This window comes from Stenotrophomonas sp. YJH_SMC_58 (assembly GCF_059369635.1).
This window is the reverse complement of the sequence record NZ_JCAFSW010000001.1, coordinates 400,632-426,731: the sequence shown is the minus strand read 5'-3', so window position 1 is coordinate 426,731 and position 26,100 is coordinate 400,632. Positions and strand designations below refer to the sequence as shown.

31 protein-coding genes and 1 other RNA gene are annotated in these 26,100 nt (G+C 67.5%); 15 read left to right on the top strand and 17 right to left on the bottom strand.

What is annotated here, in order from left to right:
• Window positions 1–20: 20 nt before the first annotated feature.
• Genes AC5P68_RS01865 through AC5P68_RS01850 form a run of 4 tightly spaced genes read left to right on the top strand, consistent with a single transcriptional unit; the run spans window position 21 to window position 2,354 of the window.
• Window positions 21–488, top strand: coding sequence for a YbaN family protein (locus AC5P68_RS01865; protein ID WP_005410928.1), 468 nt, complete (start codon window positions 21–23; stop codon window positions 486–488).
• Window positions 475–1,203 carry a tonB-system energizer ExbB gene (exbB, locus tag AC5P68_RS01860; protein ID WP_231522124.1) on the top strand — a complete coding sequence of 243 codons (729 nt, stop codon included), beginning with the start codon at window positions 475–477 and terminating at the stop codon, window positions 1,201–1,203. The genes AC5P68_RS01865 and exbB overlap by 14 nt, the downstream gene beginning before the upstream one ends.
• 9 nt (window positions 1,204–1,212) lie before the next feature.
• Window positions 1,213–1,638 carry a TonB system transport protein ExbD gene (gene exbD, locus AC5P68_RS01855; RefSeq protein ID WP_005410926.1) on the top strand — a complete coding sequence of 142 codons (426 nt, stop codon included), beginning with the start codon at window positions 1,213–1,215 and terminating at the stop codon, window positions 1,636–1,638.
• Window positions 1,635–2,354 (top strand): energy transducer TonB, encoded by a 720-nt coding sequence (locus tag AC5P68_RS01850; protein ID WP_231522123.1) that lies wholly within the window; start codon window positions 1,635–1,637, stop codon window positions 2,352–2,354. Before exbD ends, AC5P68_RS01850 begins: the two co-directional genes overlap by 4 nt.
• A gap of 78 nt (window positions 2,355–2,432) precedes the next feature.
• On the opposite strand, the gene AC5P68_RS01845 is transcribed toward AC5P68_RS01850, so the two are convergent.
• A complete protein-coding gene (locus AC5P68_RS01845) occupies window positions 2,433–4,460 on the bottom strand; it encodes a sodium-translocating pyrophosphatase (RefSeq protein ID WP_231522122.1) in 2,028 nt (675 codons plus the stop codon).
• Window positions 4,461–4,768: 308 nt separating this feature from the next.
• On the opposite strand from AC5P68_RS01845, the gene AC5P68_RS01840 reads away from it, so the two are divergent.
• Window positions 4,769–5,272: a hypothetical protein gene (locus AC5P68_RS01840; protein WP_012481186.1), complete on the top strand. Its 504-nt coding sequence runs from the start codon at window positions 4,769–4,771 to the stop codon at window positions 5,270–5,272.
• A gap of 73 nt (window positions 5,273–5,345) precedes the next feature.
• On the opposite strand, the gene AC5P68_RS01835 is transcribed toward AC5P68_RS01840, so the two are convergent.
• On the bottom strand, window positions 5,346–5,735 hold the full coding sequence (locus AC5P68_RS01835) for a DUF488 domain-containing protein (RefSeq protein WP_033835619.1): 390 nt from the start codon (window positions 5,733–5,735) through the stop codon (window positions 5,346–5,348).
• A gap of 118 nt (window positions 5,736–5,853) precedes the next feature.
• A complete protein-coding gene (locus tag AC5P68_RS01830; RefSeq protein WP_005410921.1) occupies window positions 5,854–7,110 on the bottom strand; it encodes a 6-phosphofructokinase in 1,257 nt (418 codons plus the stop codon).
• A 136-nt stretch (window positions 7,111–7,246) separates the two neighbouring features.
• Here AC5P68_RS01830 and AC5P68_RS01825 point away from each other — a divergent pair, with 136 nt between their 5' ends.
• The 3 genes from AC5P68_RS01825 (at window position 7,247) to AC5P68_RS01815 (ending at window position 10,079) form a co-directional block, all read left to right on the top strand.
• The gene (locus AC5P68_RS01825) at window positions 7,247–7,810 is read left to right on the top strand and encodes an adenylate kinase (protein WP_033835617.1); all 564 of its coding nucleotides are present in this window, start codon (window positions 7,247–7,249) and stop codon (window positions 7,808–7,810) included.
• Window positions 7,811–8,139: 329 nt separating this feature from the next.
• Window positions 8,140–9,504, top strand: coding sequence for a UDP-N-acetylmuramate:L-alanyl-gamma-D-glutamyl-meso-diaminopimelate ligase (gene mpl / locus AC5P68_RS01820; protein ID WP_024957120.1), 1,365 nt, complete (start codon window positions 8,140–8,142; stop codon window positions 9,502–9,504).
• A complete protein-coding gene (locus AC5P68_RS01815) occupies window positions 9,501–10,079 on the top strand; it encodes an LON peptidase substrate-binding domain-containing protein (RefSeq protein WP_012481182.1) in 579 nt (192 codons plus the stop codon). Before mpl ends, AC5P68_RS01815 begins: the two co-directional genes overlap by 4 nt.
• 149 nt (window positions 10,080–10,228) lie before the next feature.
• On the opposite strand, the gene AC5P68_RS01810 is transcribed toward AC5P68_RS01815, so the two are convergent.
• The gene (locus tag AC5P68_RS01810) at window positions 10,229–12,226 is read right to left on the bottom strand and encodes a bifunctional DedA family/phosphatase PAP2 family protein (protein WP_033834485.1); all 1,998 of its coding nucleotides are present in this window, start codon (window positions 12,224–12,226) and stop codon (window positions 10,229–10,231) included.
• Between the two features lie 85 nt (window positions 12,227–12,311).
• On the opposite strand from AC5P68_RS01810, the gene AC5P68_RS01805 reads away from it, so the two are divergent.
• Complete coding sequence (locus AC5P68_RS01805) at window positions 12,312–12,974, top strand: serine/threonine-protein kinase (RefSeq protein WP_012481180.1); 663 nt, start codon at window positions 12,312–12,314, stop codon at window positions 12,972–12,974.
• Window positions 12,971–13,477, top strand: coding sequence for a DUF2867 domain-containing protein (locus tag AC5P68_RS01800; RefSeq protein ID WP_033834484.1), 507 nt, complete (start codon window positions 12,971–12,973; stop codon window positions 13,475–13,477). The genes AC5P68_RS01805 and AC5P68_RS01800 overlap by 4 nt, the downstream gene beginning before the upstream one ends.
• Before the next feature lie 51 nt (window positions 13,478–13,528).
• Here the strand turns inward: AC5P68_RS01800 and AC5P68_RS01795 are convergent, their stop codons facing one another.
• Window positions 13,529–14,212, bottom strand: coding sequence for a hypothetical protein (locus AC5P68_RS01795; protein WP_005414380.1), 684 nt, complete (start codon window positions 14,210–14,212; stop codon window positions 13,529–13,531).
• Window positions 14,213–14,320: 108 nt separating this feature from the next.
• Between AC5P68_RS01795 and AC5P68_RS01790 the strand changes: the two genes are divergently transcribed.
• Window positions 14,321–15,139, top strand: coding sequence for an SDR family oxidoreductase (locus tag AC5P68_RS01790; RefSeq protein WP_005410913.1), 819 nt, complete (start codon window positions 14,321–14,323; stop codon window positions 15,137–15,139).
• Between the two features lie 93 nt (window positions 15,140–15,232).
• Complete coding sequence (locus tag AC5P68_RS01785; RefSeq protein WP_231522121.1) at window positions 15,233–16,225, top strand: YiiG family protein; 993 nt, start codon at window positions 15,233–15,235, stop codon at window positions 16,223–16,225.
• Window positions 16,226–16,280: 55 nt separating this feature from the next.
• On the opposite strand, the gene AC5P68_RS01780 is transcribed toward AC5P68_RS01785, so the two are convergent.
• Complete coding sequence (locus AC5P68_RS01780) at window positions 16,281–17,153, bottom strand: ion transporter (RefSeq protein ID WP_005410911.1); 873 nt, start codon at window positions 17,151–17,153, stop codon at window positions 16,281–16,283.
• Between the two features lie 63 nt (window positions 17,154–17,216).
• On the opposite strand from AC5P68_RS01780, the gene AC5P68_RS01775 reads away from it, so the two are divergent.
• A complete protein-coding gene (locus AC5P68_RS01775; RefSeq protein ID WP_005414378.1) occupies window positions 17,217–18,443 on the top strand; it encodes an acetylornithine transaminase in 1,227 nt (408 codons plus the stop codon).
• A 53-nt stretch (window positions 18,444–18,496) separates the two neighbouring features.
• Here the strand turns inward: AC5P68_RS01775 and AC5P68_RS01770 are convergent, their stop codons facing one another.
• Entirely contained in the window at window positions 18,497–19,099 is a 603-nt protein-coding gene (locus AC5P68_RS01770; protein WP_005410909.1) for an HAD-IA family hydrolase, read from the bottom strand.
• A 122-nt stretch (window positions 19,100–19,221) separates the two neighbouring features.
• Between AC5P68_RS01770 and azu the strand changes: the two genes are divergently transcribed.
• The gene (azu, locus tag AC5P68_RS01765) at window positions 19,222–19,671 is read left to right on the top strand and encodes an azurin (protein ID WP_033834481.1); all 450 of its coding nucleotides are present in this window, start codon (window positions 19,222–19,224) and stop codon (window positions 19,669–19,671) included.
• 72 nt (window positions 19,672–19,743) lie between these two features.
• Here the strand turns inward: azu and hemL are convergent, their stop codons facing one another.
• Window positions 19,744–21,033 carry a glutamate-1-semialdehyde 2,1-aminomutase gene (gene hemL, locus AC5P68_RS01760; protein WP_231522120.1) on the bottom strand — a complete coding sequence of 430 codons (1,290 nt, stop codon included), beginning with the start codon at window positions 21,031–21,033 and terminating at the stop codon, window positions 19,744–19,746.
• Between the two features lie 16 nt (window positions 21,034–21,049).
• On the bottom strand, window positions 21,050–21,676 hold the full coding sequence (thiE, locus tag AC5P68_RS01755) for a thiamine phosphate synthase (protein ID WP_005414374.1): 627 nt from the start codon (window positions 21,674–21,676) through the stop codon (window positions 21,050–21,052).
• A gap of 67 nt (window positions 21,677–21,743) precedes the next feature.
• Here thiE and AC5P68_RS01750 point away from each other — a divergent pair, with 67 nt between their 5' ends.
• Window positions 21,744–21,935, top strand: a complete 192-nt coding sequence (locus AC5P68_RS01750; RefSeq protein ID WP_012481171.1) for a rubredoxin — start codon at window positions 21,744–21,746, stop codon at window positions 21,933–21,935.
• A 78-nt stretch (window positions 21,936–22,013) separates the two neighbouring features.
• On the opposite strand, the gene AC5P68_RS01745 is transcribed toward AC5P68_RS01750, so the two are convergent.
• The 8 genes from AC5P68_RS01745 to AC5P68_RS01710 all read right to left on the bottom strand — a co-directional run bounded on the left by AC5P68_RS01745 (window position 22,014) and on the right by AC5P68_RS01710 (window position 26,089).
• A complete protein-coding gene (locus AC5P68_RS01745) occupies window positions 22,014–22,859 on the bottom strand; it encodes a SirB1 family protein (RefSeq protein ID WP_005410904.1) in 846 nt (281 codons plus the stop codon).
• A gap of 144 nt (window positions 22,860–23,003) precedes the next feature.
• The gene (locus tag AC5P68_RS01740) at window positions 23,004–23,447 is read right to left on the bottom strand and encodes a DUF192 domain-containing protein (protein ID WP_005410903.1); all 444 of its coding nucleotides are present in this window, start codon (window positions 23,445–23,447) and stop codon (window positions 23,004–23,006) included.
• Between the two features lie 21 nt (window positions 23,448–23,468).
• Window positions 23,469–24,116, bottom strand: coding sequence for a ribose-5-phosphate isomerase RpiA (rpiA, locus tag AC5P68_RS01735; protein ID WP_111172499.1), 648 nt, complete (start codon window positions 24,114–24,116; stop codon window positions 23,469–23,471).
• Between the two features lie 22 nt (window positions 24,117–24,138).
• A complete protein-coding gene (locus tag AC5P68_RS01730; protein WP_005410901.1) occupies window positions 24,139–24,618 on the bottom strand; it encodes an EVE domain-containing protein in 480 nt (159 codons plus the stop codon).
• Window positions 24,615–25,208, bottom strand: a complete 594-nt coding sequence (locus AC5P68_RS01725; RefSeq protein ID WP_033834478.1) for a 5-formyltetrahydrofolate cyclo-ligase — start codon at window positions 25,206–25,208, stop codon at window positions 24,615–24,617. The genes AC5P68_RS01730 and AC5P68_RS01725 overlap by 4 nt, the downstream gene beginning before the upstream one ends.
• Before the next feature lie 83 nt (window positions 25,209–25,291).
• A non-coding RNA gene (gene ssrS, locus AC5P68_RS01720) (6S RNA) lies at window positions 25,292–25,477 on the bottom strand.
• Window positions 25,478–25,574: 97 nt separating this feature from the next.
• A complete protein-coding gene (locus tag AC5P68_RS01715; RefSeq protein ID WP_006467013.1) occupies window positions 25,575–25,871 on the bottom strand; it encodes a cell division protein ZapA in 297 nt (98 codons plus the stop codon).
• Window positions 25,868–26,089: a TIGR02449 family protein gene (locus AC5P68_RS01710; RefSeq protein ID WP_005410898.1), complete on the bottom strand. Its 222-nt coding sequence runs from the start codon at window positions 26,087–26,089 to the stop codon at window positions 25,868–25,870. The genes AC5P68_RS01715 and AC5P68_RS01710 overlap by 4 nt, the downstream gene beginning before the upstream one ends.
• Between the last annotated feature and the right edge of the window lie 11 nt (window positions 26,090–26,100).

Genomic DNA, 26,100 nt, shown 5'->3' with positions numbered 1-26,100 from the left:
CGCCCACAGGTGCAGCGCTGATGCGCTGGCTCTGGTTCGCGCTGGGCTGGCTGATGGTCGGGCTCGGGGTGATCGGCGCGTTGCTGCCGGTGATGCCGACCACCATCTTCCTGATCCTGGCCGTGGGCTGCTTCGCGCGCAGCTCGCCGAAGTTCGAGCAGCGCCTGCTGGCGCATCCGCGCTACGGCCCGTCGCTGCGGTTGTGGCGCGAGCAGGGCGCGGTATCGCGCAAGGGCAAGGCGTTTGCCAGTGCCGGCATGGCGCTGGGCTTTGCCCTGTTCTGCTGGGGCGCGCACCCGTCCTGGCGCCTGCTGTTGGGCGTGGGCCTGTTCTTCGCGGTCAGCGCCGGCTACGTGCTGAGCCGACCGGCACCGCGGCTGGAACCCCATCCGGTCGTGGAAGTGGACGACGCCAATGATCCGCGCGCGGCCCGTCGTCGCGCAGCGACCCCTGATGCTGATGGAAACCGAGACGATGCTGCCTGCTGACCTGGTCCCCGTGGCCGCCCCCGCATTGACCCCGTGGGGCATGTACCTGGCCGCCGACGTGGTGGTGAAGGCCGTGATGATCGCGCTGGCACTGGCGTCGCTGGCCACCTGGACCATACTGCTGGCCAAGGGTTGGGAACTGACGCGCCAGGCCCGGCAGCTGCGTGCGGCGCGCGCGCTGTTGCTGCAGTCCGCACAGCTGCCGCCGCAGAGCGAAGAGGCAAGTCTGCAGCAGGGCACCGCGCTGGCGATGCTGGACGCAGCACGCACCGAACTGCGTCTGTCGCAGGATCTGGATAGTCGCGACGGCATCAAGGAGCGCATCGCCTCGCGCCTGGACCGCATCGAGCTGGAGACCGCGCGCGTGCAGCGGCGCGGCATCGGTGTGCTCGCCAGCTTCGGCGCGGTGGCGCCCTTCGTCGGCCTGTTCGGCACGGTGTGGGGCATCATGAACAGTTTCATCGGCATCGCGCACAGCAACACCACCAACCTGGCGGTGGTTGCGCCCGGCATCGCCGAGGCCCTGCTGGCGACCGCACTCGGCCTGGTCGCGGCGATTCCCGCGGTACTGGTCTACAACCATTTCAGCCGCGTGCTGGCCGGCCTGCGGGGCCTGCTCGGCGATCTGTCGGCGGCCGTGCAACAGCTGGTCTCGCGCGATCTTGATCGTGCCGTGCCGCGTACCGCAGCGGCACCGCTGCGCGCGGTGCACTGAGGCGCCACGATGGCGATCAGGACCGCGTCCGACCGCGACGACGCACCGGAAGAAGCACACGAGATCAACGTCACGCCCTTCATCGACGTGATGCTGGTGCTGCTGATCATCTTCATGGTAGCCGCACCGCTGGCCACCGTATCAGTGCCCGTGCAGCTGCCGGCCAGCAGCGCCAGTGCCACGCCGCCCGAACAGGCGCCGGTGTATGTGACCGTGCAGGCCGATCTGTCGCTGCGCGTGGGCGAGCAGGCGGTGGCGCGTGACGGGCTGGCCGCTGCATTGCAGGCGGCCACCCACGGCGACACCGCGCAGCGCATCTTCCTGCGTGCCGATACCCGCGTGCCTTACGGTGAACTGATGGCGACGCTGGACGCGCTGCGTGGCGCAGGCTACTTGAAGGTGGCACTGGTTGGACTGGAGCAAGGCGCGCGATGAGCGGATTGCGGCGCTGGGCGACCAGCCTGGTGATCGTGCTGCTGGTGCACGCGCTGCTGATCGGCGCGGCCTGCTGGTGGGCGACGCGCGCACCGGTACTGGCTGCGACGGCGCCGCCCGCCGCGCTGATGCTGGAACTGGCACCGATGGCGCAGGCACCGCCGGTGCCGCCGCGCGAGGTCGCCACCGGTCCACTGCAGCAGCAACAGCAGCGGCAGGCGCCGAAGCCGGCCCTGCGCGAGCAACCGAAGGCGCCGGTGCAGCCGCAGGGTGACCTGCCACCGCCGCGTACACCAGAGCCGACGCCCTCGCCGGATGTCGCCGACGCCAATGTCGCGCAGACCAGCGCACCGCCACAGGTGGCCGCTGACGCCGCCGCGCGCTACGCCGCACCGCAGACCACGGCGGGTGAGCGCAGTCGCGCCGAGGCAAGCTGGGAAGGTCGCCTGCTGGGGCACCTGCAGAAGCATCGCCGCTATCCGCGCCAGGCCGAGCGGCTGCGCCAGCAGGGCGTGGTCTACGTGCGCTTTGCCGTGGCCCGCGATGGCGCGGTCTCGGGGTTGAAGCTGGGCCGCAGCAGTGGCTTCGCGCTGCTTGACCAGGAGACGCTGGACACCGTGCAGCGCGCCAGCCCGGTACCGGCGCCGCCGGCCGAAGTGGCCGGCGACCCGGTGGACGTGATGGTGCCGGTGTCGTTCTTCCTGCGCGGGCGGTGATTGACGGTGGGCTCGGATCCCTTTCCCCAGGAAAGGGCTCTGACCCCATCGAGGCCGTCATCCACGCATGGCGTGGATCTACAACAGCGGCACCAGCAGCAGCGCGACGATGTTGATGATCTTGATCAGCGGATTGATCGCCGGGCCGGCCGTGTCCTTGTACGGGTCACCGACGGTATCGCCGGTCACCGCAGCCTTGTGCGCCTCGCTGCCCTTGCCGCCGAAGTGGCCATCTTCGATGTACTTCTTGGCGTTGTCCCAGGCGCCACCGCCGGTGGTCATCGAAATGGCCACGAACAGGCCGGTCACGATCGTGCCGATCAGCAGGCCACCCAGTGCGCGTGGCCCCAGCAGCAGGCCGACCACCACCGGCACCGCCACCGGCAGCAGCGAGGGCACGATCATTTCGCGGATCGCCGAGCGGGTCAGCATGTCCACCGCCTTGTCGTACTGCGGCTTGCCGGTGCCCTGCATGATGCCGGGGATCTCGCGGAACTGGCGACGTACTTCCTCCACCACCGCACCCGCCGCGCGGCCGACCGCTTCCATCGCCATCGCACCGAACAGGTAGGGAATCAGGCCGCCGATCAGCAGGCCGATGATCACCGTGTGGTCGCTGAGGTCGAAGCGGAATTCCTGCCCCGGATGTGCAGCCTGCAGGTTGTGCGTGTAGTCCGCGAACAGCACCAATGCGGCCAGTGCGGCCGAACCGATCGCATAGCCCTTGGTCACCGCCTTGGTGGTGTTGCCAACCGCATCCAGTGGATCGGTGATGTCGCGGATCTCCGAGGGCAGCTCGGCCATCTCGGCAATCCCACCGGCGTTGTCGGTGATCGGCCCGTAGGCATCGAGAGCGACGATCATGCCGGCCATCGACAGCATCGCGGTGGCGGCGATGGCGATGCCGTACAGCCCACCCAGCGCGAACGCGCCCCAGATCGCCGTACACACGGCCACCACCGGCAGCGCGGTGGACTTCATCGAGATGCCGAGGCCGGCGATGATGTTGGTGCCGTGGCCGGTGGTCGAGGCCTGCGCCACGTGCTGCACCGGCTTGTACTGGGTGCCGGTGTAGTACTCGGTGATCCACACGATCAGCCCGGTCAGGACCAGGCCGATCAACGCGCAGCCGTACAGGGCCATCGGCCCGTGCACGTTGTCACCCATCAGGCCGGTAGTGATCGGGTAGAAGGCGATGGCGGCCAGCACGCCGGAGACGATCACGCCCTTGTACAGCGCGCCCATGATCGAGCCGCCAGGCTTCACTTTGACGAACAGCGCGCCGATGATCGAGGCGATGATCGATACGCCGCCCAGCACCAGCGGATACAGCACCGCATTGGCGCCTGCCTCGGCCAGCATCAGGCTGCCCAGCAGCATCGTTGCGATGACGGTCACCGCGTAGGTCTCGAACAGATCGGCGGCCATGCCGGCGCAGTCGCCCACGTTGTCACCCACGTTGTCGGCGATCACCGCCGGGTTGCGCGGGTCGTCCTCGGGAATGCCGGCTTCCACCTTGCCGACCAGATCGGCGCCGACGTCGGCGCCCTTGGTGAAGATGCCACCGCCCAGCCGCGCGAAGATCGAGATCAGCGACGAGCCGAAGGCCAGGCCGACCAGCGCATGCAGCGCCTGTTCCATCGGCAGGCCCATGCGCAGCAGCAGCGCGTAGTAACCGGCCACGCCCAGCAGGCCGAGGCCGACCACCAGCATGCCGGTGATGGCACCGCCGCGGAAGGCGACGTCCATTGCGGCGCTGATGCCGTGGCGTGCAGCTTCGGCAGTGCGCACGTTGGCGCGTACCGACACGTTCATGCCGATGTAGCCGGCCGCGCCGGACAGTACCGCGCCGACCGCGAAGCCGATCGCGGTGTACCAGCTGAGGAACACACCGACCAGCACGAACAGCACCACACCGGCCACGCCAATGGTCAGGTACTGGCGGTTGAGATAGGCACGCGCACCTTCCTGGATCGCCGTGGCGATCGCGATCATGCGTTCATTGCCGGTGGGTTGGCGCAGGATCCAGCGCGCCGAGACGATTCCGAACAGGATCGCGAGAATGGCGCAGCCCAGCGCCAGTGACAGCCCGTGACGTTCCAGCATTAGACCCCTCCGCAGAATGGATGTAGGCATCCAGTGGCGATGAACGGCACCACGAGGGGGACGACGGGCTGCAGCCTGGAACCAACCCGTACCGACCTTGGCGGTCGTCCGACGTATGGCGGTGTTCAGCATTCCCTGGTGCCGGCAGTATGCGTGCCGCGCACTGTAGAGTCGAGCCGTGCTCGACTGGCTTCTGCGAGCCGCAGCGCATGCCGCCAGTCAATGGGCTTGATTCGAGAGCCACCGGCCTTTGCACCCCGTTAAGCCAGCCTCTGCGAGCCTGCGTGGAGTCCTGAAGGAGATCCCCCATGCGCCTGTCCCTGTTGATGCTTGCCGCCCTGGTCCCGGCTGTACCGGCACTCGCCGCGGAAACCCCGGAGCTACAGCGCGCCGTGGGCGCTCCGCAGGCGGTAGGGGCGGTGCATACGCTGCGGCAGATCCCCGAGGCCTGTGCGCGCCTGGAAGGCGCCTTCACCGGGCAGGCGGCCGAGCCGTACCGCTTCTCCGCGGTGCGTACGAGCGAACAATGCCAGCCACGCGCGCGCTTCGTCGACTACGCCAAGGCGCAGCCAAGTGCCGACAAGGGCTGGAAGCTCAATGATGTGATCCGCGTGCCCAGCGCCGCGTGCCCGGCGCAGCAGGCGGTGGTGCGCGTGTGGCGGCTGCCGTCGACCAACAAGGTGGAGCTGGACGGTCAGGGCCAGTCACGCATCTATCTGGAAGAGGCCAGGAAGCAGGCCGCTGCCGGCCAGATTCCGCAGGTAACGATGTTCGCCGCGCAGCTGCAGGTGGAAGGCAAGGCCTGCAATTGAATTTTGCGTGGGCGGTGTACCCACGCGGTCATCCACGGGTAGTGCCGGCCGCTGGCCGGCAACCCTGCAATCATCACTCCGCCAGCGTCGCCCCGCGCGCCACCAGCAGCTCGCGCAAAGCCCTGCGATGGCAGTGCGCCTCATCCTCGCAGTAGCACCCCACGCTGATGTCGTTGTGCTGCGACAGTGCGGCAAGCAGGTCCAGTGCATGGGCGGCATCGGGCGCTTTCATCTCGGCCTTGTAGTGGCGGAAGAACGCGGTCCAGTCGGCGGCCGTCTTCGCCTCATGCGCCCGCTTCACCAGTTCCGCGCTGGGTGACAGGGTTGGGAACCAGACGTCGTACCAGTCCTGTTGGGCGAACTCGCTGCGCGGCACGCCGCGCGGCGGCCGCCGCACGGTGCCGATGCGCAGGCCCTCGCCAGGCACGCGCGGCGTACCGAGTCGAACAACACGCAATGCCATGGTGTGCCTCCACTAAAAGGGGACGGAGGGGATTAAGTCGTATCCGACCCACTACTGACGCTGTTGGAGATGACAGAGGGGCGTATGCGACTTAATCCCCTCCGTCCCCTTTTTCGGGTCAGCCCTCGAACGGCGGCAGCTTCTGCTTCACCGCCACGTTCTTCAGGGTGACGTACTTCGGCAGGCCGTCGGCGCCATACGGCAGCGGTGCTTCGCCCTTGATCAGCGGCGACAGGTAGGCCCGCGCCCTGGCGGTGATGCCGAAGCCGTCGCGGCGGATGAAGCCGGCGGGCATCTTCTTTTCATGGTTGGCGATCTTCGACAGTGGCGCCGCCTCGATCTTCCAGCGATAGGGCGCATCGCTGCTGCGCACGATCACCGGCATCACGCCGTTCTGGCCCTTCAGCGCCAGCTGCACGGCGGCCTTGCCGACCGCCTGCGCCTGCTCCCAGTCGGTCCTGCTGGCCAGGTGCCGGGCCGAGCGCTGCAGGTAGTCGGGCAGCGCCCAGTGCACCTTCAGGCCCAGCTGGTCCTTGACCCGGCCGGCCAGGTGCGCGGCCACGCCACCCAGCTGCGAGTGGCCGAACGAGTCCTTGCCGCCGCCAGCGTCAGCGACGAAGCGGCCATCGGCGGTGGCGATGCCCTCCGACGCCACCACCACGCAGTAGCCGACGCGCTCGACCACGGCCTTCACCTTGGCCAGGAACGCCGCCTCGTCATAGGCGCGTTCGGGCAGCAGGATGATGTGCGGCGCTTCGTCATCGCCGTTGCCGGCAAGGCCGGCGGCCGCGGCCAGCCAGCCGGCGTGGCGGCCCATCGCCTCGTAGATGAAGACGCGGGTGGAGGTCTCGGCCATCGCCGCCACGTCCAGTGCCGCTTCCCGCACCGACACCGCGGTGTACTTGGCCGCCGAGCCGAAGCCGGGGCAGGTGTCGGTCACTGCCAGGTCGTTGTCGATGGTCTTGGGCACGCCGATGCAGGTCAGGTCGTAGCCGGAGGCCTTGGCCAGCTGCGAGACCTTCAGCGCGGTATCGGCCGAGTCATTGCCGCCGTTGTAGAGGAACCAGCGCACGTCGTGCGCGCGCAGCACCTCCAGCAGGCGGTCGTAGCGGGCGCGGTCGGCGTCCAGCGATTTCAGCTTGACCCGGCAGGAGCCGAAGGCGCCGCCCGGGGTATGGGCGAGGGCGCGGATGGCCGCAGCGCTCTCCTTGCTGGTGTCGATCAGTTCCTCGCGCAGCGCGCCGAGGATGCCGTTGCGCGCGGCCAGGACCTTGATGCCCTTGGCCCGGGCCTGCTCGATCACTGCCGCCGCCGTGGCGTTGATGACCGCGGTGACACCACCGGATTGGGCGTAGAGGAGAGTACCGTTGCGCATGCGTCTACCTGCTCGGGGGAAAGGACATTGCAGGGACATTACCCGGATGCGGTAAAGTGGCGCTATTGCGGTGCAGCGATACCGGTCCGTCCGGGACGCGAACCTTCTTTGTTTTCAACACGTTGGAGTCAGGTCAATGCGATTGGTTCTGTTGGGACCGCCCGGTTCGGGCAAGGGGACACAGGCGACGCGCCTGAAGGAAAAGCTGGGGATCGCCCACATTTCGACCGGTGACATGCTGCGCGCGGAAATCGCCGCGGGCACGGAGCTGGGCAAGCAGGCCAAGACGGTGATGGATGCCGGCAACCTGGTGTCGGATGACATCCTGCTGGGCATGCTGGAGTCGCGCCTGACCCAGCCCGATGTCGCCAAGGGCTTCATTCTTGATGGCTACCCGCGCAATGTGGCCCAGGCCAATGCGATGGACGGCCTGCTGGCCAAGATCGGCCAGCCGCTGGATGCCGTGGTGCAGCTGGACGTGGCCACCGAGCTGCTGGTCGAGCGCATCGCCGGTCGTGCCAAGGAACAGGGCCGCGCCGACGACACGCCGGACGCGGTGCGCCAGCGCCTGCAGGTCTACAACGACCAGACCGCCCCGGTGGTCGACTTCTACGCCGGCCGTGGCACCCTGGCCCGCGTCGATGGCGTCGGTGAGCTGGACGAGATCGAAGCCCGCATCCTGGCGGCGATCAAGGGTTGATCCGGCGGGGCCGGTCTGTTGCCGGCCCTTCGGGCGCAAAAAAACACAGGCCTGGTCCGTGAGGATCAGGCCTGTGTCGTTTGACAGGCGCCAGCGAAGGGCTTGCTCAGGGCCCCGCAGCATGAGCTCCCTTGGGGATGGCCTCTTGGGGAGTAGGACCGGTTCGGGTACTGCGGCTGGCAGTTCGAATTGTGTCCGGGTTCACAGAACATCGCTATCGGGAATTCCCTGACAGGTGATTGGAGTTTTCTCACATCCCGTGTAGGACTTGTCTTACCCGGGGGCGGACATTGGCCCTATACAGCCGTCATCGGTCACAATCCTCGGTCATGAGCAGCGTACATATCCTTGCAATCGCCGGCACCTTCATGGGCGGCGTGGCCGCCCTGGCGCGGGAACTGGGCCATACGGTCAGCGGCAGCGACCAGGCCATCTATCCGCCGATGTCGACCCAGCTCGAGCAGCTGGGCATCGCCCTGGACCAGGGCTACCGCGCCGACAGCGTGCCGGCCGGCACCGATGACGTGGTGATCGGCAACGCCCTCTCGCGCGGCAATGCCGCCGTTGAGGCCGTGCTCGACGCCGGCCAGCGCTACATTTCGGGAGCGCAATGGCTGTCCGAACAGGTACTGCCGGGTCGCGACACCCTGGCCGTGGCAGGTACCCATGGCAAGACCACCACCACCACCATCCTCACCTGGCTGCTGGAAAGCGCCGGTCGTTCGCCCGGTTTCCTGATCGGCGGCGTCGCCGAGGATTTCGGCGTCTCCGCCCGGCTGGGCCAGGGCCGCGAGTTCGTGGTCGAGGCCGACGAGTACGACACCGCGTTCTTCGACAAGCGCAGCAAGTTCGTGCACTACCGGCCGCTGGTGGCCATCCTCAACAACCTTGAATACGACCACGCCGACATCTTCCCGGACGTGGCCGCGATCCAGCGCCAGTTCCACCACCTGGTGCGCACGGTGCCGGCGCGTGGCCGACTGATCGTCAACGGCGAGGACCCGCATCTGGCCGAAGTGCTGGCGATGGGCTGCTGGACCCCGGTCGAGCGCTTCGGCTTCGACCCGTCGCTGGAATGGCATGCCGAGCTGCTGGCTGCCGATGGCAGCGCCTTCCGCGTACACCACCGCGGGCAGGCAATGGGCGATGTGCACTGGTCGTTGCTGGGCCGCCACAACGTGCTCAACGGCCTGGCTGCGCTGGCTGCCGCACATGCGGTGGGCGTGGCGCCGGCCGACGTGATTCCTGCGCTGGCGCGCTTCCGCAGCGTCAAGCGCCGCATGGAAGTGATCGGCCGCCATGACGGCATCACCATCTACGACGATTTCGCCCATCACCCGACCGCGATCGCCACCACGCTGGAAGGCCTGCGTGCCAAGGTGGGTGACGCGCGCATCGTGGTCGCGATGGAGCCGCGCAGCAATTCGATGCGGCTGGGCGCTCACGCGCAGGCGCTGGCCCCGTCGCTGGCGTTGGCTGACGAGGTGGTGTTCCTGCATCGCCCGGAACTGGCCTGGGATGCGGCCGCGGTGATCGCCGCAGTGCGAGGCGAAGCGCACGCGGTGCCCGATACCGACGCGCTGCTGGCGCAGTTGCAGGCCAGCGCGCGCAGCGGCGACCACGTGGTGTTCATGTCCAATGGGGGCTTCGACGGCGCACCGCGCCGCTTCCTCGCCGCGCTGCAGGCCCGATGAGCAGCGACACATCACTGCCGCTGTTTCCGCTGCACACCACGCTGGTGCCGGGTGCAGCGGTCGGCCTGCGCGTGTTCGAGCGGCGTTACCTGGATCTGGTCCGCGACAGCGGCCGCAGTGGCGAGGGCTTCGGTGTCTGCCTGATCCTCGACGGCCAGGAAGTGGGAGCCCCGGCGACACCGGCAGCGTATGGCGTGCAGGTACGCATCGAAGACTTCGATGTCGGCGCCGACGGTGTGCTGCAGTTGCGCCTGCGAGGCACCCGCCGCTTCCATGTCGAGCGCACCCGCGTACGCGACAACGGCCTGGTGGTGGCCGACGTGCGCTGGTGCGACGAAGACCCCGACGATGAGCTGCGGCCGCAGCATGCGCTGCTGGCCACGGTGCTGGGGCACATCATCGAGCAGGCCGGTGAGGCCTATGCGCCGGCCAATCCGGCGTTGCTGGACCAGGCCAGCTGGGTTGGCTGGCGGCTGGCCGAACTGCTGCCGCTGAGCGAGCAGCAGCGCCTGCAGCTGCTGCAGATGGACGACCCGCACCAGCGGTTGCAGCAGTTGCTGGGCTGGATGCCGTAGCAGCCTGCCTCGGGTGGGTGTGCACCTTGGTGCACACGCTGATGCATGCGGGGAATGTCATTCACGTATGGCGTGGATCTACTCCGCCGGGCATGGTTCGGCGCTACCTGTCGTGTTCCGGCAGCGCCGGGTCATGCCCGGCGGCCTCCTCAGGGCGTTGTCGTCTTCAACCGCAGCACCGGCAACCCGGTTTCGCTGTGCACGTCCTCGCGCTGCGGCAGGCCCTGCACGGCGTCCTTCACCGCGTTCAACGCCGGGTCGACGCCACGCAGCGGGTGCCACATGCCGATCCATTCGAAGTGGCGTTCGTAACGCAGGGTCTGTGCACTGCCCAGCCACAGCGGCGTGTTGCCCGCCTGCAGCTGCGCGGGTGCCGGCCACAGGCGCAGCACATAGCGTTCGTCCGGCTTCGCACCCTGGCGCACCATCAGCAGTGCTTCCACGCGGGTGTCCAGCGTGGCCGGCAGCACCGGCAGTTCATCGGCGCCGGTGTTCTTGTCCAGCATCAGCAGCGCCTGCTGCCAGCCTGCCTGTTCCTGCCGCTTCCAGCCACGCGCTTCCAGCTGCGCCTGCAGCGGTGCCAATGGCCCGGCCACCTGCACGTCCAGCGGCCAGCGCTGGTCGTCGTCGAACTCGTTGCGGCGCGCCGGCAGCGTGGCCCAGTCGTGCTGCCACCAGGCCTGCATGTCCATCGCCTGCGGGGCCGGCAGGGTCGGTTCGAAGCGTTCCAGCTTCACCGGGATGTTGCGCGGTGCGTACCACATCGCCGCCACGGCGAAGACGCCGTAGAACAGCCAGGCCACCGGCTTCACCCAGAACGAGCGGTTGAAGCGGCGGCGATAGGCGATGCCCAGCACCAGCAGCCAGAACGTGCCGAACAGCATGCCGCCGATCACGTCGCTCAGCCAATGCGCGCCCAGGTACAGGCGCGAGAAGCCGATCAGGCTGACCACGATGCCCGAGACCAGGTACGGCCAGACGCGGGTGCGGCCGGGCATCTCGCGTGCGATCAGCACCGCGAAGAAGCCGAAGGTGATGGTGGCCATGGTCACCGACACCGACGGGAAGCCGAAGCCGCTGCTGGCGTCGATCGGGCGCACCACATCCACGGTGGCGCCCAGCAGCATGGTCAGCGCCAGGCCGAAGGCCAGTGCCGCCAGCCAGTGAGCAGCGGCCATCCAGCGTCGGCGCCAGATCAGATAGCCCATCGCCGCGGCGGTGGCTGGCAGCAGGACCTGCCAGGCCCCGAGCGACGCCAGCGCAGCCATCGGGTAGTCGGCCAGCGGATTGCGCAGCGCCAGCATGGCCTGGTGCACCAGCAGGTCGATCGCCAGCGGCTCGCCGTGTGCGACCACCACGGTCAACAGCGCGAACCAGCCCCAGCCCAGCAGGAGCAGCATCAGCGCCAGCATCGCCAGCGGCACCGATTCGCGCCGCTTCGGGTCCAGCACGCCAACGGTGTAGCGGCCCAGCGTCGGGTGGCGGTTGGACCAGTCCAGCAGGCGTGCCAGCCAGTTGTCCATGCGTGCGGCCGACCAGCGGTAGCCGTACAGCACGATGGCCCAGACCAGGCCAAGGATCACTGCCAGCAGGCCGACCACCACCACCAGCCGCCCGGCCACAGCAGCCACCGCGTCGTACGCTTCGCCGAGGATCCAGCCCGGCGCCAGGAACAGCACCGCCCAGGAAATGCTGGCGATGCCGCTGGCCTGCACGTAGCGGCTGGCGGGCATCTTCATCATGCCGGCGATGGCCGGCACGAACGGGCGGATCGCGCCGACGTAGCGTGCCACCAGGATGCTCTTGAAGGCATTGCGGCGGAACAGGTTTTCGCCCCGGTCGAGCAGCTGCGGGTAACGGCTGAACGGCCACACGCCACGCAGGCGGTCGCCCCAGCGGCGGCCGATCCAGTAACTGATGCCATCGCCGGCAAACGCACCCAATGCCGCAGCCGCCACCGCGTACGGCCCGGAGATCTGGCCCAGGCCAATGAACACGCCCACCGCGAACAGCAGTGGCAGTGCCGGCACGATGGCGCCAAGAATGATGACCGCATCGCAGAAGGCGATGAGGAAGATAACGGCGCCCGCCAGCACGGGGTGAGCGGCAATCCACGCGAGCGTGGCGTCGATCCATGAAGAGTCCATTGCCCGATTATAGGGGCGTGAAGGTGACTGGTTCCCAGCCGCTTCGTGACCGTTTGCAACCGGCGCCATCGCCTAGAATGGAGTCATGCCGCATACGCCAGACGCTCCCCACCGTGCTTTGAAGGCCGACAGTTTCGGTCAGATCCTTCTGGTTGAAGGGCCCGATGGCCCGTTCGTACGCCGCGATCTGGGGGCCACGCCGCTGTGGCTGCGGTTGCCCGCGTGGTGGCTTGCACGTCGCGAAGCACGCGCGCTGCGCCATATCCATGGCATGGCCGATGTGCCGCAGCTGCTGGCCTGGGATGGCCGCCACCTCGACCGCAGCTTCATGGCCGGCGATGCCATGTACCAGCGTCCGCCGCGCGGCGATCTGGCCTGGTTCCGCGCCGCGCGTCGCCTGCTGCAGCAGCTGCATCGCAATGGCGTGGCCCACAACGACCTGGCCAAGGAAGCCAACTGGCTGGTCACTGAAGATGGGCGACCGGCGCTGATCGACTTCCAGCTGGCGGTGATCGGCAACCCGCGCTCGCGCTGGATGCGGCTGCTGGCCCGCGAGGACCTGCGCCACCTGCTCAAGCACAAGCGCATGTACTGCCGCGAATCACTCACCCCGGTGGAGAAGCGCGTGCTCAAGCGCACCTCGTGGGTGCGCGAACTGTGGTTCGCCACCGGCAAGCCGGTCTACCGCTTCGTCACCCGCCGCATCCTGCACTGGGAAGACAACGAGGGGCAGGGACCGAAGCCGTGAGTGCATCGCAGGTGATGAGCGCGCCGCCGAGCGCGGGCAGCGTGCTGCGAACTCAGCTGCCCGGTGCGGATTTCGTGCATGCGTGCCATGCGACCACCCGTCGTGATGGGCGCTCGGCCTTGCAGGCCTATCGCGACATGGCCGCGAGCATTCCCGGTTGGTTCGATGGTCTGATGGCGCTGCGCAACCAAGGCATGCGCCTGCTTGGGATGAAGCACCTTGGCTCATTGCGTGCGGTGCAGGACACCGACGATCCGGCTGCCGGCCAGCGGCTGGGCATCTTCACCCTGCAGTCGCTGGATGACGATGCCATCGTGCTGGAAGACGATGATCGCCACCTGCGCGTACAGCTGGCCCTGCAATGGCAGGGCGATGCGCTGGAAGTGGTGACGGTGGTGCATACGCATAACGCATTCGGGCGCCTCTACATGCTGCCGGTCGCGCCCGTGCACAGGTTGATCGTGCCGCATCTGCTGCAGAAGCAGGTGCAGGCGTACCGATGATTCGACACTGCGCTCGCCGGGCCATGCCCGGCGACACGCGGCGTTTCCGGGTTACGGCGTCGCCGGCACCACCTGCTGGCCGATGAAGTTGCGCTTGGCATCGAAGTCATAGGCGATCTGCAGCTGGCCCACGTCCGGGCAGGCGTGGCAGTCGCGCAGCGGTGTGCGGTACAGCAGGCGGATCCCGCCGCCCTCCAGCGGTGTCGCTCCGGCCGATTGCGCCGGCGCGAACGGCGTGGCCTGCGGGTTGGCCTTCAACAGCTCCTGCACGGCCGGGTCGGCACGCAGCGTGTCGTCCAGCTGTACGGCATCCACATCGATGCGCTTGCCGCTGGCGTCGACCAGGCGGGTGCCTTCGTTGGTGTTGGCCCGGAAGGGATACTCGACCGTGGCAATGCCCAGCCCCTCGTTCTCATGCCAGGCGGTGACATACGCCAGTTCCCCGGCGCTGGACAGTTGCTCGGCCGCGGTGATCGCCTCGGCGCTTGCTCCCCCCGCTCGCATCGCATCGCGCAGGCAATCCCGGGTGGCGGCATTCTCGCCCTGGCGGCATGCGTTCAGATCGCCATCCCAGACCACGGCCTCGCTCCAGCGCATCTTGCCGTCGGCGGCGGCCTTCTCCGCGCTGGGCGCGTCACCGGCGGGTGGCTCCTTGCCGGGTTCCGGCGAACGGCCCTGGCAGGCAGTCAGCAGGGCAAGCCCCAAGGCAGGCAGCAACAGGCGGGAACGGCGCATGGCGTGGACCTCGTGCGTTGGCTGGAGGCCCGAGTATCGTCAAGGCCGGGTGAACTCCGCGTCGGCGCGGCATACTAGCGGCTCATTGCATACGCTGGAGTGTGGAACGTGGGCAGTCTGCAGGGCAAAACGCTTTTCATCACCGGAGCCTCGCGTGGGATCGGCCTGGCCATCGCACTGCGCGCTGCGCGCGACGGCGCCAACGTGGCCATTGCGGCCAAGTCGTCGGTGCCGAATCCGAAGCTGCCGGGCACCATCCATACCGCGGCTGAAGCGGTGACGGCGGCAGGCGGGCAGGGCCTGGCCCTGAAGTGCGACATCCGCGAGGAAGAGCAGGTGCACGCGGCGGTTGCGGCCACGGTCGATACCTTCGGCGGCATCGACATCCTGGTCAACAACGCCAGCGCGATCTGGCTGCGCGGTACGCTGGATACGCCGATGAAGCGTTTCGACCTGATGCAGCAGGTCAATGCGCGCGGCAGTTTCCTGTGCGCGCAGGCCTGCCTGCCGTACCTGCTGCAGGCGCCGAATCCGCACATCCTCACCCTTGCACCGCCGCCCAGCCTGGAGCCGAAGTGGTGGGCACCGCATACCGGCTACACGCTGGCGAAGATGGGCATGAGCTTCGTTACCCTGGGCCTGGCCGCGGAATTCGGCCCGCAGGGCGTGGCGGTGAATGCGCTGTGGCCGCGCACGGTCATCGCCACCGATGCGATCAACATGATCCCGGGCGTGGATGCGGCCGGCTGCCGCACGCCGCAGATCATGGCTGATGCCGCGCATGCGGTGCTGGTACGCGAAGCGGCGGGCTTCCATGGCCAGTTCCTGATCGACGATGACGTGCTGGCGCAGGCGGGTATCACCGATCTTTCGGGCTACGCAGTGGATCCATCGCGTCCGTTGCTGCCGGATCTGTTCCTGGATTGATCGTACGTCGCCGGAAGAGGCCGAGGGCTCCGACCTTCGGCCTGCTGCGCTAGAATGTGCGGCTGTAATCGTTTTCAACAGGGATGTGAGCACATGTCACGCACTCTTTCCGTCGCGGCGCTGGCCGCTTCGCTGTCGTTGATCCTGGCCGCCTGCGGTGGCAAGGCACCCGCCGCTGCGGGCGGCGCCGCTGCCTCCGGCACGCCGGACGCCAGCGCGGCGCCGTCCGACCCGCAGCAGCAGTTGGCCGCCAAGCTCAACGCCTACATCGGCTGCTTCAACGCGCTTGATTCGAAGACCCACGGCAGCATCGAGTCCTATACGCGCTGGATCAAGGATGTCGCCGCCGGCCCGACCGGTCGCGAGACACAGGTGTACGGTCCGTTCGAGATCAGCGATTACGACATGAAGCAGTGCGATGCCCCCGTGACCGAGGCGATGGCTGCCAAGCCAGTGCTGGCCGAACTCGATGCTGCTGCCGGCCACTACCAGCAGGCGCTGAAGGCACTGGTGCCGATCAGCAAGGACGCGCACGACTACTACGATCGCCAGGACTACGAAGACGACCAGTTCGCCAAGGGCAAGCAGCTGCACGCGCCCTTGATGGCCGCCTTCAAGGATTTCGTGGCTGCCAGCGAAACGTTCAATGCCGAGCTGGAGCGCCAGAACGACGCCGCCCAGCGCGAGCAACTCAAGGCACTGGAGCAGGCCGAGGGTCGCACGCGCGAGTACTACCGCCTGGCGATGATGCTGGAAGCCAAGGGCATCATGGATCTGATGAGCGAGGATGATTTCGATCAGGCCAAGGCCCGCGAGCGTCTGGATGCGTTCAACCGCATTTCCGACGAAGCGCATGCGAAGGTGGCTGACCAGGAGCCGGGCAAGCTGGACTGGAACAGCTTCGAGCGCGAAGCCGAGAACTTCCGTCGGGAAGGCAAGGAGCGGCTGCACCGGGTCAGCAGCAAGACGCCCTACAGCGATTTCGAACGGCGTATGCTGGATTCGCCCTCGATGGCGCCGCGCGGCTCTGCCAGCAAGCTGATGCAGGAATACAACACGCTCGTTTTCCAGAGCAACCGCCAGTAGTGCTCCCGCTTATGGCGTGATCAGCGTGCGCCGGTGTACATCGCCGGCGCTCGCATCAATGACTGAACGCATCCGGCAGCTTGCCGCCGCACTTGCGGCAGTGCAGTGCATCTGGTTCATGGCCTTCCAGCCCACAGTCCGGGCAGCCACGCGCATCGCGGCGTGCGGCCTGCTCGGCTTCACGCATGGTGCTGGCCAGTTCGGCGGTGTAGATGCCGGTGGGCACGGCGATGATGCTGTAGCCGATCAGGATCAGCACCGAGGTGACGAAGCGGCCGAGCACGGTCTGCGGCACGATATCGCCGAAGCCGACCGTGGCCATGGTCACCACCGCCCAGTACATGCTGGCCGGGATGTTGGTGAAACCGTGTTCGGGGCCCTCGATCACGTACATCAGCGCACCGGCGATGATGGTGATGGTGATCACCGTGAACAGGAATACCAGCACCTTGCGCCGGCTGCGCCACAGCGACGTCATCAGGACGCCGCTTTCCTCGATGTAGCGGGTCAGCTTCAGGATGCGGAACACCCGCAGGATGCGCAGCGCGCGCACCACCAGCAGGCTCTGCGCGCCGGGGATGAACATCGACAGGTAGGCGGGCAGGATCGACAGCAGGTCGATGATGCCCCAGATGCTCACTGCATACCGCAGCGGGCGCTTGACCACCGCCAGCCGCAGCAGGTACTCGGCGGTGAAGATGATCGTGAATCCCCATTCCAGGATGTACAGGCCGGTGGACCATTCGGCATGCAGGTGCTGCACGCTGTCGATCATCACCACCAGGATGCTGGCGACGATCGCCACCACCAGGATCAGGTCGAAATTGCGCGAAGGGCGGGTGTCATGGCGGTAGATGATGTCGAACCACCGACGGCGCCAGCCGGTCTCGGTGGCGGGGTTGAGCTGGGGGGCGGAAAACGGTCGCATGGGCGCATTGTGCCGCAGGGGTTCCGGCGCGAGAATGGGCGTTCCTGAACCCTGCCGACTGCCATGACCGCCGCGACCGATCCGCTGATCTCCCTTTCGCACTATTACCTGCCGGTCTACAAGCCCCGCCAGGTGGTACTGGAGCGAGGCCAGGGCGCCCGAGTATGGGACAGCCAGGGCCGTGAGTTCATCGACCTGGCTGCCGGCATCGCCGTGTGCGGCCTGGGCCACAACGATCCGGACCTGGTGGCCGCGCTGGTCGAGCAGGCCGGCAAGCTCTGGCACACCAGCAACGTGTTCTACAGCGCACCGCCGCTGCACCTGGCCGAGGAACTGGTGAAGGCCAGTCGTTTCGCCGAGCGGGTGTTCCTGTGCAACTCCGGCGCCGAAGCCAACGAAGTGGCGATCAAGATGGTCCGCAAGTGGGCCTCCAGCCAGGGCCGCCCGGCCGACAAGCGCGTCATCATCACCTTCCGTGGCAGCTTCCACGGCCGCACCATGGGCGCGGTGACCGCTACCGCGCAGCCGAAGTACCAGGAAGGCTACGAGCCGCTGCCGGGTGGCTTCCGCTACATCGATTTCAACGACGAAGTGCAGCTGGAAACCGCGATGGCCGCCGGTGACGTGGCGGCGGTGATGCTGGAGCCGATCCAGGGCGAGGGCGGCGTGATGCCGGCCAAGTCCGGCTTCCTCAAGCGCGTGCGCGAACTGTGCGACCAGCACGACGCGCTGCTGGTGCTGGACGAGATCCAGGCCGGCATGGGCCGCACCGGCACGCTGTTCGCGCACTGGCAGGACGACGTGGTGCCGGACATGGTCACCCTGGCCAAGGCACTGGGTGGCGGCTTCCCGATCGGTGCGATGCTGGCCGGCCCGAAGGTGGCCGAGACCATGCAGTTTGGCGCGCACGGCACCACCTTCGGTGGCAACCCGCTGGCCGCTGCGGTGGCCCGCGTGGCGCTGCGCAAGCTGGCCTCGTCGGAGATCGCCGCCAACGTCAGCCGCCAGTCGAAGGCGCTGCGCGATGGCTTCGCGCGCATCAACGAAGAGTTCGGCGTGTTCAGCGAGGTGCGTGGTCGCGGCCTGATGCTGGGTGCGGTGCTGAGCAAGGACTTCGCCGGCCAGGCTGGTGCGATCCTCGACCACGCTGCCGGGCAGGGGCTGCTGACCCTGCAGGCCGGCCCGGACGTGCTGCGCTTCGTGCCGTCGCTGAACATCACCGACGAAGAAGTGGCTGAAGGCCTCAAGCGCCTGCGCGCGGCAATTGCCGCGTTCATCGCCGCGCGCTGACGCCCTGGCGTCGGGGTCGGATCCCTCTCCTGCGCAGAGGGCTCTGACCCCGATCAGCCCACCGCGTAACGCTTCAACACCTTGCCCAGCCCACGGCCATCGCGCACGGTTTCCGCGTGCAGGCCGGCGGCGCGTGCGCCGCGCACGTTGGCGAACAGGTCATCGACGAACAGCGTGCGCGCAGGTGCCACGTCCAGTGCTTCCAGCGTGCGCAGGAACACCGCGGGCGCCGGTTTGCGCAAGCCGAACTCCGCGCTGCAGAACACGCGCTCATGCAGGGCCGGGAACAGTTCCGGTAGCAGAGTGGGCAAGGCCTGCTGCATCAGTGCGCCATTGTTGGTCAGCACCGCCATCGGCAGCTGCAGGGCCTGCAGCCGCTGCAGCACGGCCGGCTGTGGATGGCTGGCGGCCTGTCGCGCCGCGATCCACGTGTGTACATCAACGGTGCGGCCCAGCTGTTTGCTCAGCTGCGCCAGATAGGCCGGGCCATCCAGCGTGCCATTGTCATGTGCTGCTTCCAGCCCGCTGTCGTACAGCGCGGCCTGCACGGTTTCCGGCGCGACATCCAGCGCTTGTGCCAGATGCAGCACGCGCTGCGCGCGCTGGTACTGCACCAGCACGCCGTCCACATCCAGCAGCAACAGATCGATCCGCATCGGCCGAGCATGCCATCGCGGTGGATGCGCGGAAACCCTGGAGTGCGCGTGCGACAGACGGTCGCAGACGCGGCCACAGGGGGCTGCCTAGAATGGCGTTTGAATCCGCAGGAGATGCAACGATGAAGGCTTGGATGGTGGCAGTGGGACTGGGCGCGCTGATGCTGGCGCCGTCGGCGATGGCGCGGGTGTGTGCGGTCAGCATCGACAGCACCGACCAGATGAGCTTCAGCAGCCGCGAGATCAAGGTCGCCGCCGACTGCACCGCCGTGGACCTGACCCTGCGCCACACCGGCAAGCTGGCCGCCACCGCGATGGGCCACAACTGGGTACTGACCCGCACTGCCGATTACCAGCCGGTGGCGATGGCGGGCATGCGCATGACCCTGGCCGACAGCTACCTGCCGAAGGCCGACAAGCGCGTGCTGGCGCACACCAAGGTGATCGGCGGTGGCGAGACCACGCGCGTGCGCTTCTCCACCCAGGGCCTGCAGAAGGGCGGTGACTACACCTTCTTCTGCTCGTTCCCCGGCCACTTCGCGATGATGAAGGGCAAGTTCGTCTTCGGTTGAAAAAAAGGGGACGGAGGGGATTAAGTCGTTTGTGCACAAACGACTTAATCCCCTCCGTCCCCTTTTTTGCGATCAGCCCTTGGCAGCCTTGAACGCCACGCGTGCTGCGGCCAGCGTCGCCTCGATCACGGCATCGTCGTGGGCGCTGGACAGGAAGCCGGCCTCGTACGCCGACGGGGCCAGGAACACGCCCTGCTCCAGCATTGCGTGGAAGAAGCGGTTGAACGCCGGAATGTCACAGGCGGTGGCCTGCGCATAGGTCTCCACCTTCTCGCTGGTGAAGAACAGCCCGAACATCGCACCCACGCAGGTGGTGGTCACGGCCACACCGGATTCGGCGGCGGCCGCTTCCAGGCCGGCACACAGGCGCGCGGTGCGCTCGGCCAGGTCGGCGTGGAAGCCCGGCTGCTGGATCAGCTCCAGCATCGCCAGGCCGGCGGCCATTGCCACCGGATTGCCGCTCAGCGTGCCGGCCTGGTAGATCGGGCCGGCCGGTGCGATCTGCTGCATCAGCTCGCGGCGACCACCGTAAGCACCCACCGGCATGCCACCGCCGATGATCTTGCCGAAAGTGGTCAGGTCCGGGGTGATGCCGTAATGCGCCTGCGCACCGCCGAGGGCAACACGGAAGCCGGTCATCACTTCGTCGAAGATCAGCAGCGCGCCATGCTTCGTGCACAGCGCACGCAGGTGTTGCAGGTAGCCCTCGCGCGGCGGGATGCAGTTGGCGTTGCCGACCACCGGTTCGATGATCAGGCCGGCGATGTCCTCACCCTGCTGTTCGAACAGGGCGGTGGCCGCTTCGAAGTCGTTGTAGGGCAGGGTCAGGGTCAGTTCGCTCAGGCCGGCCGGGACGCCCGGCGAGGTCGGCACGCCCAGGGTCAGCATGCCGCTGCCGGCCTTGACCAGGAACGAGTCGCCGTGGCCGTGGTAGCAGCCTTCGAACTTGACGATGCGGTTGCGGCCGGTGGCGCCACGCGCCAGGCGGATCGCCGACAGCGTGGCCTCGGTGCCGGAGTTGACCATGCGCACCATCTCGCACGATGGCACCAGGCGGGTGATGGTCTCGGCCATGGTGACTTCGGCCGCGCACGGCGCACCGAAGGACAGGCCATTGTCGATCGCCTTCTTCACCGCCTGGCGCACGGCCGGGTGGTTGTGGCCGACGATCATCGGGCCCCAGGAACCGACGTAGTCGATGTAGCGGTTGCCATCGACGTCGTACAGGTAGGCGCCATCGGCGCGTTCAACGAAGAACGGCTCGCCGCCGACCGACTTGAACGCACGTACCGGCGAATTGACGCCGCCCGGCAGCAGCTGCTGGGCACGGGAGAACAGGGCGTGGGACTGGTCGTGGTTCATGGGGCTTTCCTGGGCATTACGCGAACTGGGCGAGATAGGCGCGCTGGGTCGCGACCGGGTCCGATGCGGCATAGATACCGCTGACCACGGCCACCAGATCGGCGCCGGCGTCGATGATGGGACCGACATTGTCCGGCGTCAGGCCGCCGATCGCCACCCGCGGCACGCCGAGTGCGGCGCTTTGCCGCAGCAGGTCGGTGTGGGCGCGGCTGCTGGTGACCTTGGTGGTGGTCGGGAAGAAGGCGCCGAAGGCCACATAGCTGGCGCCGGCCGCCACGGCCTTCTCGGCATTGGCCAGTTGGTCGTAGCAGGAGGCGCCGATGATGGCCTCGGCACCGAGCAGCGCGCGCGCGCTGGGGATGTCCCCGTCGGTGCCGCCCAGATGCACGCCGGCGGCGCCCACGGCCTTGGCCAGCACCGGATCGTCGTTGACGATCAGCGGCACGCCGTGGGCGGCGCACAGGCCTTGCAGGGCCGCCGCCTGTTCCTGCCGCAGCGCGTCGCTGGCGGTCTTGTTGCGGTACTGCAGCCAGGTGGCACCCGCGGCCAGCAGCGGCGCGGTACGGGCCAGCAGGCGCGCGGTATCGGGCTCGTCCGGGGTGATCAGGTAGACGCCGCGGGGCGCCGGGGAAGCAGAAGTCATCGATGGCTACCGGTGCGTGGGCTGCAATGGGACAATGGCCGCCCGTGAATCCAGCCCCGATTATCCGATGAGCGACGCCAGCCCCACCACCCTGCGAACCTGGATGTGCGTGGTCTGCGGCTTCCTGTACAGCGAAGCGGAAGGCTTGCCGGAGGAGGGTATTGAGCCCGGGACGCGTTGGGAGGACATTCCCGAGACCTGGACCTGCCCGGACTGCGGGGTGACCAAGGCCGATTTCGAGATGGTCGAGGTCGATTGACCGGCGGGCCACCCGGCCCATCCTGTGGGTGAGGACCGTTGGGGTGGGTGTGGACCGTTGGTCCACACACCGACACCCTCAATGCAGCCGCGGCACCGGCCCGCCGAGGTCGATCAGCTTCTCGCGCAGCCACTGCGCATCGCTGGCCTCGGGATTGCGCTTCAGGTACTGCCCCAGGTCATGGCGGGCACCGGCCAGATACTCCAGTTGCAGGTACGCCAGGCCGCGGTCGCGCAGCGCGTCGTCCTGCTCGGGCGCCAGTTTCAGCAGGCGGTCGGCACTGCGTGCGGCACGATCCCATTCACCGGCTTCGGCGTAGACACCATGCAGGTTGCGCAGCATGCGCATCAGGATCGCGCGCGCCGGCGCCGGGTCGAGGATCTGCGCCAGCACCTGGTCATCGGGCATCTGTCCGCCCAGGTGTGACTTGGCGCGTTCGCGCAGTTCGTCCACGTCCAGTGGCCGGCCACCGTTGAACGGGTCCATCACCAGCACGCCGTCGTCCACCGGCAAGCGCACCAGGAAGTGGCCGGGGAAGGACACGCCATCCAACGGTATGCCGAGCCGGCGTGCGACTTCCATCTGCACCAGCGCCAACGAGATCGGATTGCCCAGGCGTCGCTCGAACACCTGGTTGAGGTAGCTGTTGCGCGGGTCGTAATACTCGTCGTGGTCGCCGCTGTAGCCCAGCTCGTCGAACAGGTGGCGGTTGATCGCCGCCATTTTCAGTGGGCTGTTGTCGATGCTCTCCACTTCCGAACGGAGGTGGTCGACATGGCTCTGGATCAGCGCGTCGTAGGTGGACGGCTGCAGATCGGGGTATTCATCGCGCGCGATCAGCAGCGCGGTCGGCAACAAGGGCAGCGCCTCGTCTTCGAGGTCGGCCAGTGCATCCCAGTCGGGGAGTGTGATCCGGTCCTGCATGACCACAGACTGGCGTCATTCGCAGGCGGTTTCAAGCGGTGCCGCGTGAAAAATCCAGGGGTCAGATCCCTTTCGCGTGCGAAAGGGATCTGACCCCTGCAGGGTTGCCGGCCAGCGGCCGGCACTACCGCGGGCAGAACCCTGTTACTCGATGCCTGGGCCGAACTTCAGCTCCGTGCCGTCCTTCAGCTTGAGCTTCTCGGCCTGGCCGGCGTTGAGCTCCAGCACGTAACGTGCCGGGCCACCGCTGGGGTAGGGCGGGCACATGTCGCCGGCCGAGCACGGCGGCACATCACGCTGCTGGCTGACCAGCTTGCGCTGGCTGTCGAAGTACAGGATGTCCAGCGCGATCCTGGTGTTCTTCATCCAGTACGCCTGCATTTCCTCGCGGTCGTGGATGAACAGCATGCCGTGGTCGGCCGCCATCTGGTCGCGGAACATCAGACCGCGTGCGCGGGTTTCATCGTTGGTGGCCAGCTCGACCTGGTAGCGGGCGCCATCCAGTTCGACCCAGTGGCGGGCCGCGTCGGTGGCGCAGCCAGCCAGGGCCAGCAGCGGGAGCATCAGCAGCGAACGCAACAGCGACATCGTCAGGATCCTTCGAAAGGGTCAGAGCACGACCGGCGGCTCGCCGCCGACGATCACCACATCTGCGCGGCGGCGCGCGAACAGGCCGACGCAGACCACGCCCGGCAGCTGATTGAGCTCGCGCTCCAGCTTTTCCGGATCGGTGATCTGCAGGTTGTGGATGTCCAGGATCTGGTTGCCGTTGTCGGTGACCACGCCTTCACGCCAGGTCGGCTGGCCGCCGGTCATGTCGCGGATCTGGCGGGCGACCAGGCTGCGCGCCATCGGGATCACTTCCACCGGCAGCGGGAACCTGCCCAGCACCGGCACCTGCTTGCTCGGGTCGATGATGCAGATGAAGCGCTCGCTGGCCTCGGCGATGACCTTCTCGCGGGTCAGCGCGGCGCCGCCGCCCTTGATCAGGCACTTGTTGGCGTCGCACTCATCGGCGCCATCGACGTACAGCGACAGGTTGCCGCTGTGGTTCAGCTCGATCACCTCGATGCCGTGCTGCTTCAGGCGCGCGGTGCTCTGCTCGGAGCTGGACACAGCGCCCTTGATGCGGTGCTGGATGCGGGCCAGGGCATCGATGAAATAGGCCACGGTGGAACCGGTGCCGACACCGACGATCATGCCGTCTTCAACGTACTCGATGGCTTTCTCGGCGGCCAGGCGCTTGGCTTCGGACATGGGAGAACTCTCAGGCAGGGAATCAGGATTTCTTTTCCAGCGACAGCAGCAGCTTCCACTGCGCGGCGGTCACCGGGAACACCGACAGGCGGTTGCCCTTGGCAACCAGCGGGAAGCCCTCGCCGAGTTCTTCGGCGTGCAGCTTGATCTCGTCCAGCGCGATCACCTGCTTGAGCTTGCGGTCGAATGCCACGTCCACCAGCATCCAGCGCGGGTTTTCGCGCGTGCTCTTGGGGTCGTGGTAGTCGGATTTCGGATCGAACTGGGTGTCGTCCGGGTAGGCCGTACTGGCCACGGTGGCCAGGCCGACGATGCCGGGCACCTTGGTATTGGAGTGGTAGAACAGGATGCCGTCGCCCACCTGCATGCCATCGCGCATGAAGTTGCGCGCCTGGTAGTTGCGCACCCCGTTCCAGGGTTCGACCTTGACCTTGGCCAGGTCATCGATGGAGAAGGCGTCCGGTTCGGACTTCATCAGCCAGTAGCGCTTGCGGGCGGTCATGCGTTCACGGGGGCAGCGGAGGGGAACAGGGTGCCGTCTTCGGTGCAGATCGCATCCACCGGCACGTCCCACGACGCCACCGGCAAGGACTCGACCTGCTGCACCGCGAACGCAGCACCGACCAGCCAGGGCGGCGCCGGCCGGTCGTGGCGGAAGGCGAAGCTGCGATCATACCAGCCGCCCCCCATGCCCAGCCGCCGGCACTGCGTGTCGAAACCCACCAGCGGGGCCACCACCAGCGCCATCTGTGCTGGTTCCAGTGTGTCTTCCAGCGCCACGTCCGGCTCGGGAATGCCGTAGCGGTTGCTGGTCAGCGGCTGCCCCGGCCGCCACGGCGCGAAGCGCAGCACGTCGCCGGCCAGCACCGGCAGGCAGTAGGTGAGGCCTTCGGGCAACTGCAACTGCCAGCGGTGCAGGGCGATCTCGCCATCCAGCGCCCAGTAGCCGGCCACGGCGCCTTCGCGCGGGGCGAACGGCAGGGCGAGCAGGGCATCGGCAAGCGATTCGGCGGCGGCGATGCGCTCAGCGGCGGAAAGGTCGCGGCGGCGTTGCCGCAGGTCGTGGCGCAGGGCCTGGCGCGGGTCGGTCATGGCAGCGTGCGGCAAGGATCAGCCGTCATTGTGCCGGAAAGAACAAGGGCGACGCCCGAAGACGCCGCCCTTGCTGGAATATTGCATTCTCCGCAATGTCGATGCATGCGAAACGACCTTGAACCCGGGGGCTCAAGTGGGAACGCTGGAGAACCATCGGGCTTCCCGCTGCAAGGCGGACCTGCACTCCCGGCGCTGTCGCGCTCCCGGTGTCGTTCTTAAGGGACAAGGCGAATGTTTGCACATGCCGTCGAGTACCGCAGAGAACGCGTGGCCATTATAGCCAGCACGCAGGATCTGGATAGGCCGTTCGTCGGCAACAGTCCGTGCCAATTCAGATATGAGAAGACGCGTTTTGCACGATTTTCAGGCGCCGCCGTCGATGGCGCGGTCCAGGCGCCGGTTCAGGTCGGCCAGGGTCTGCTGCAGGGCCACGGCCTGGCGGGCGTTTTCGTCGCGCAGCAGCTGCAGTTCGTGGGCCAGGTTCAGCGCGGCCAACACGGCGACGCGATCGACCGCGGCCATGCGGTTGCTGCCGCGGATCTCACGCATGCGCGCATCCAGCAGGCGCGCGGCGGCCATCAGGCTGTCACGTTCATCGCCGCCGACGCCCACGGTGTATTCACGATCGAGGATGCGGACACTGACCGGTTCGGCGCTCATGTGTGCTGCTCCAGGGATTTGAGCCGGCTGATCATTGCTTCCACCCGCGAACGTGCCTGCTCATTCTTGGCCAGCAGCGTCGAGCGCTCGGCCACCAGCTGCTCCTGCTGGTGGCGCAGGCTGCGGTTCTCCTCGGCCAGGCGCTGGTTGCGTTCAAGCAACGCTTCCACGCGGGCGGCGAAGTCCTGCAGCTGGGCAAGGGGATCGGCGGGTTCCATGCGGGCACGAT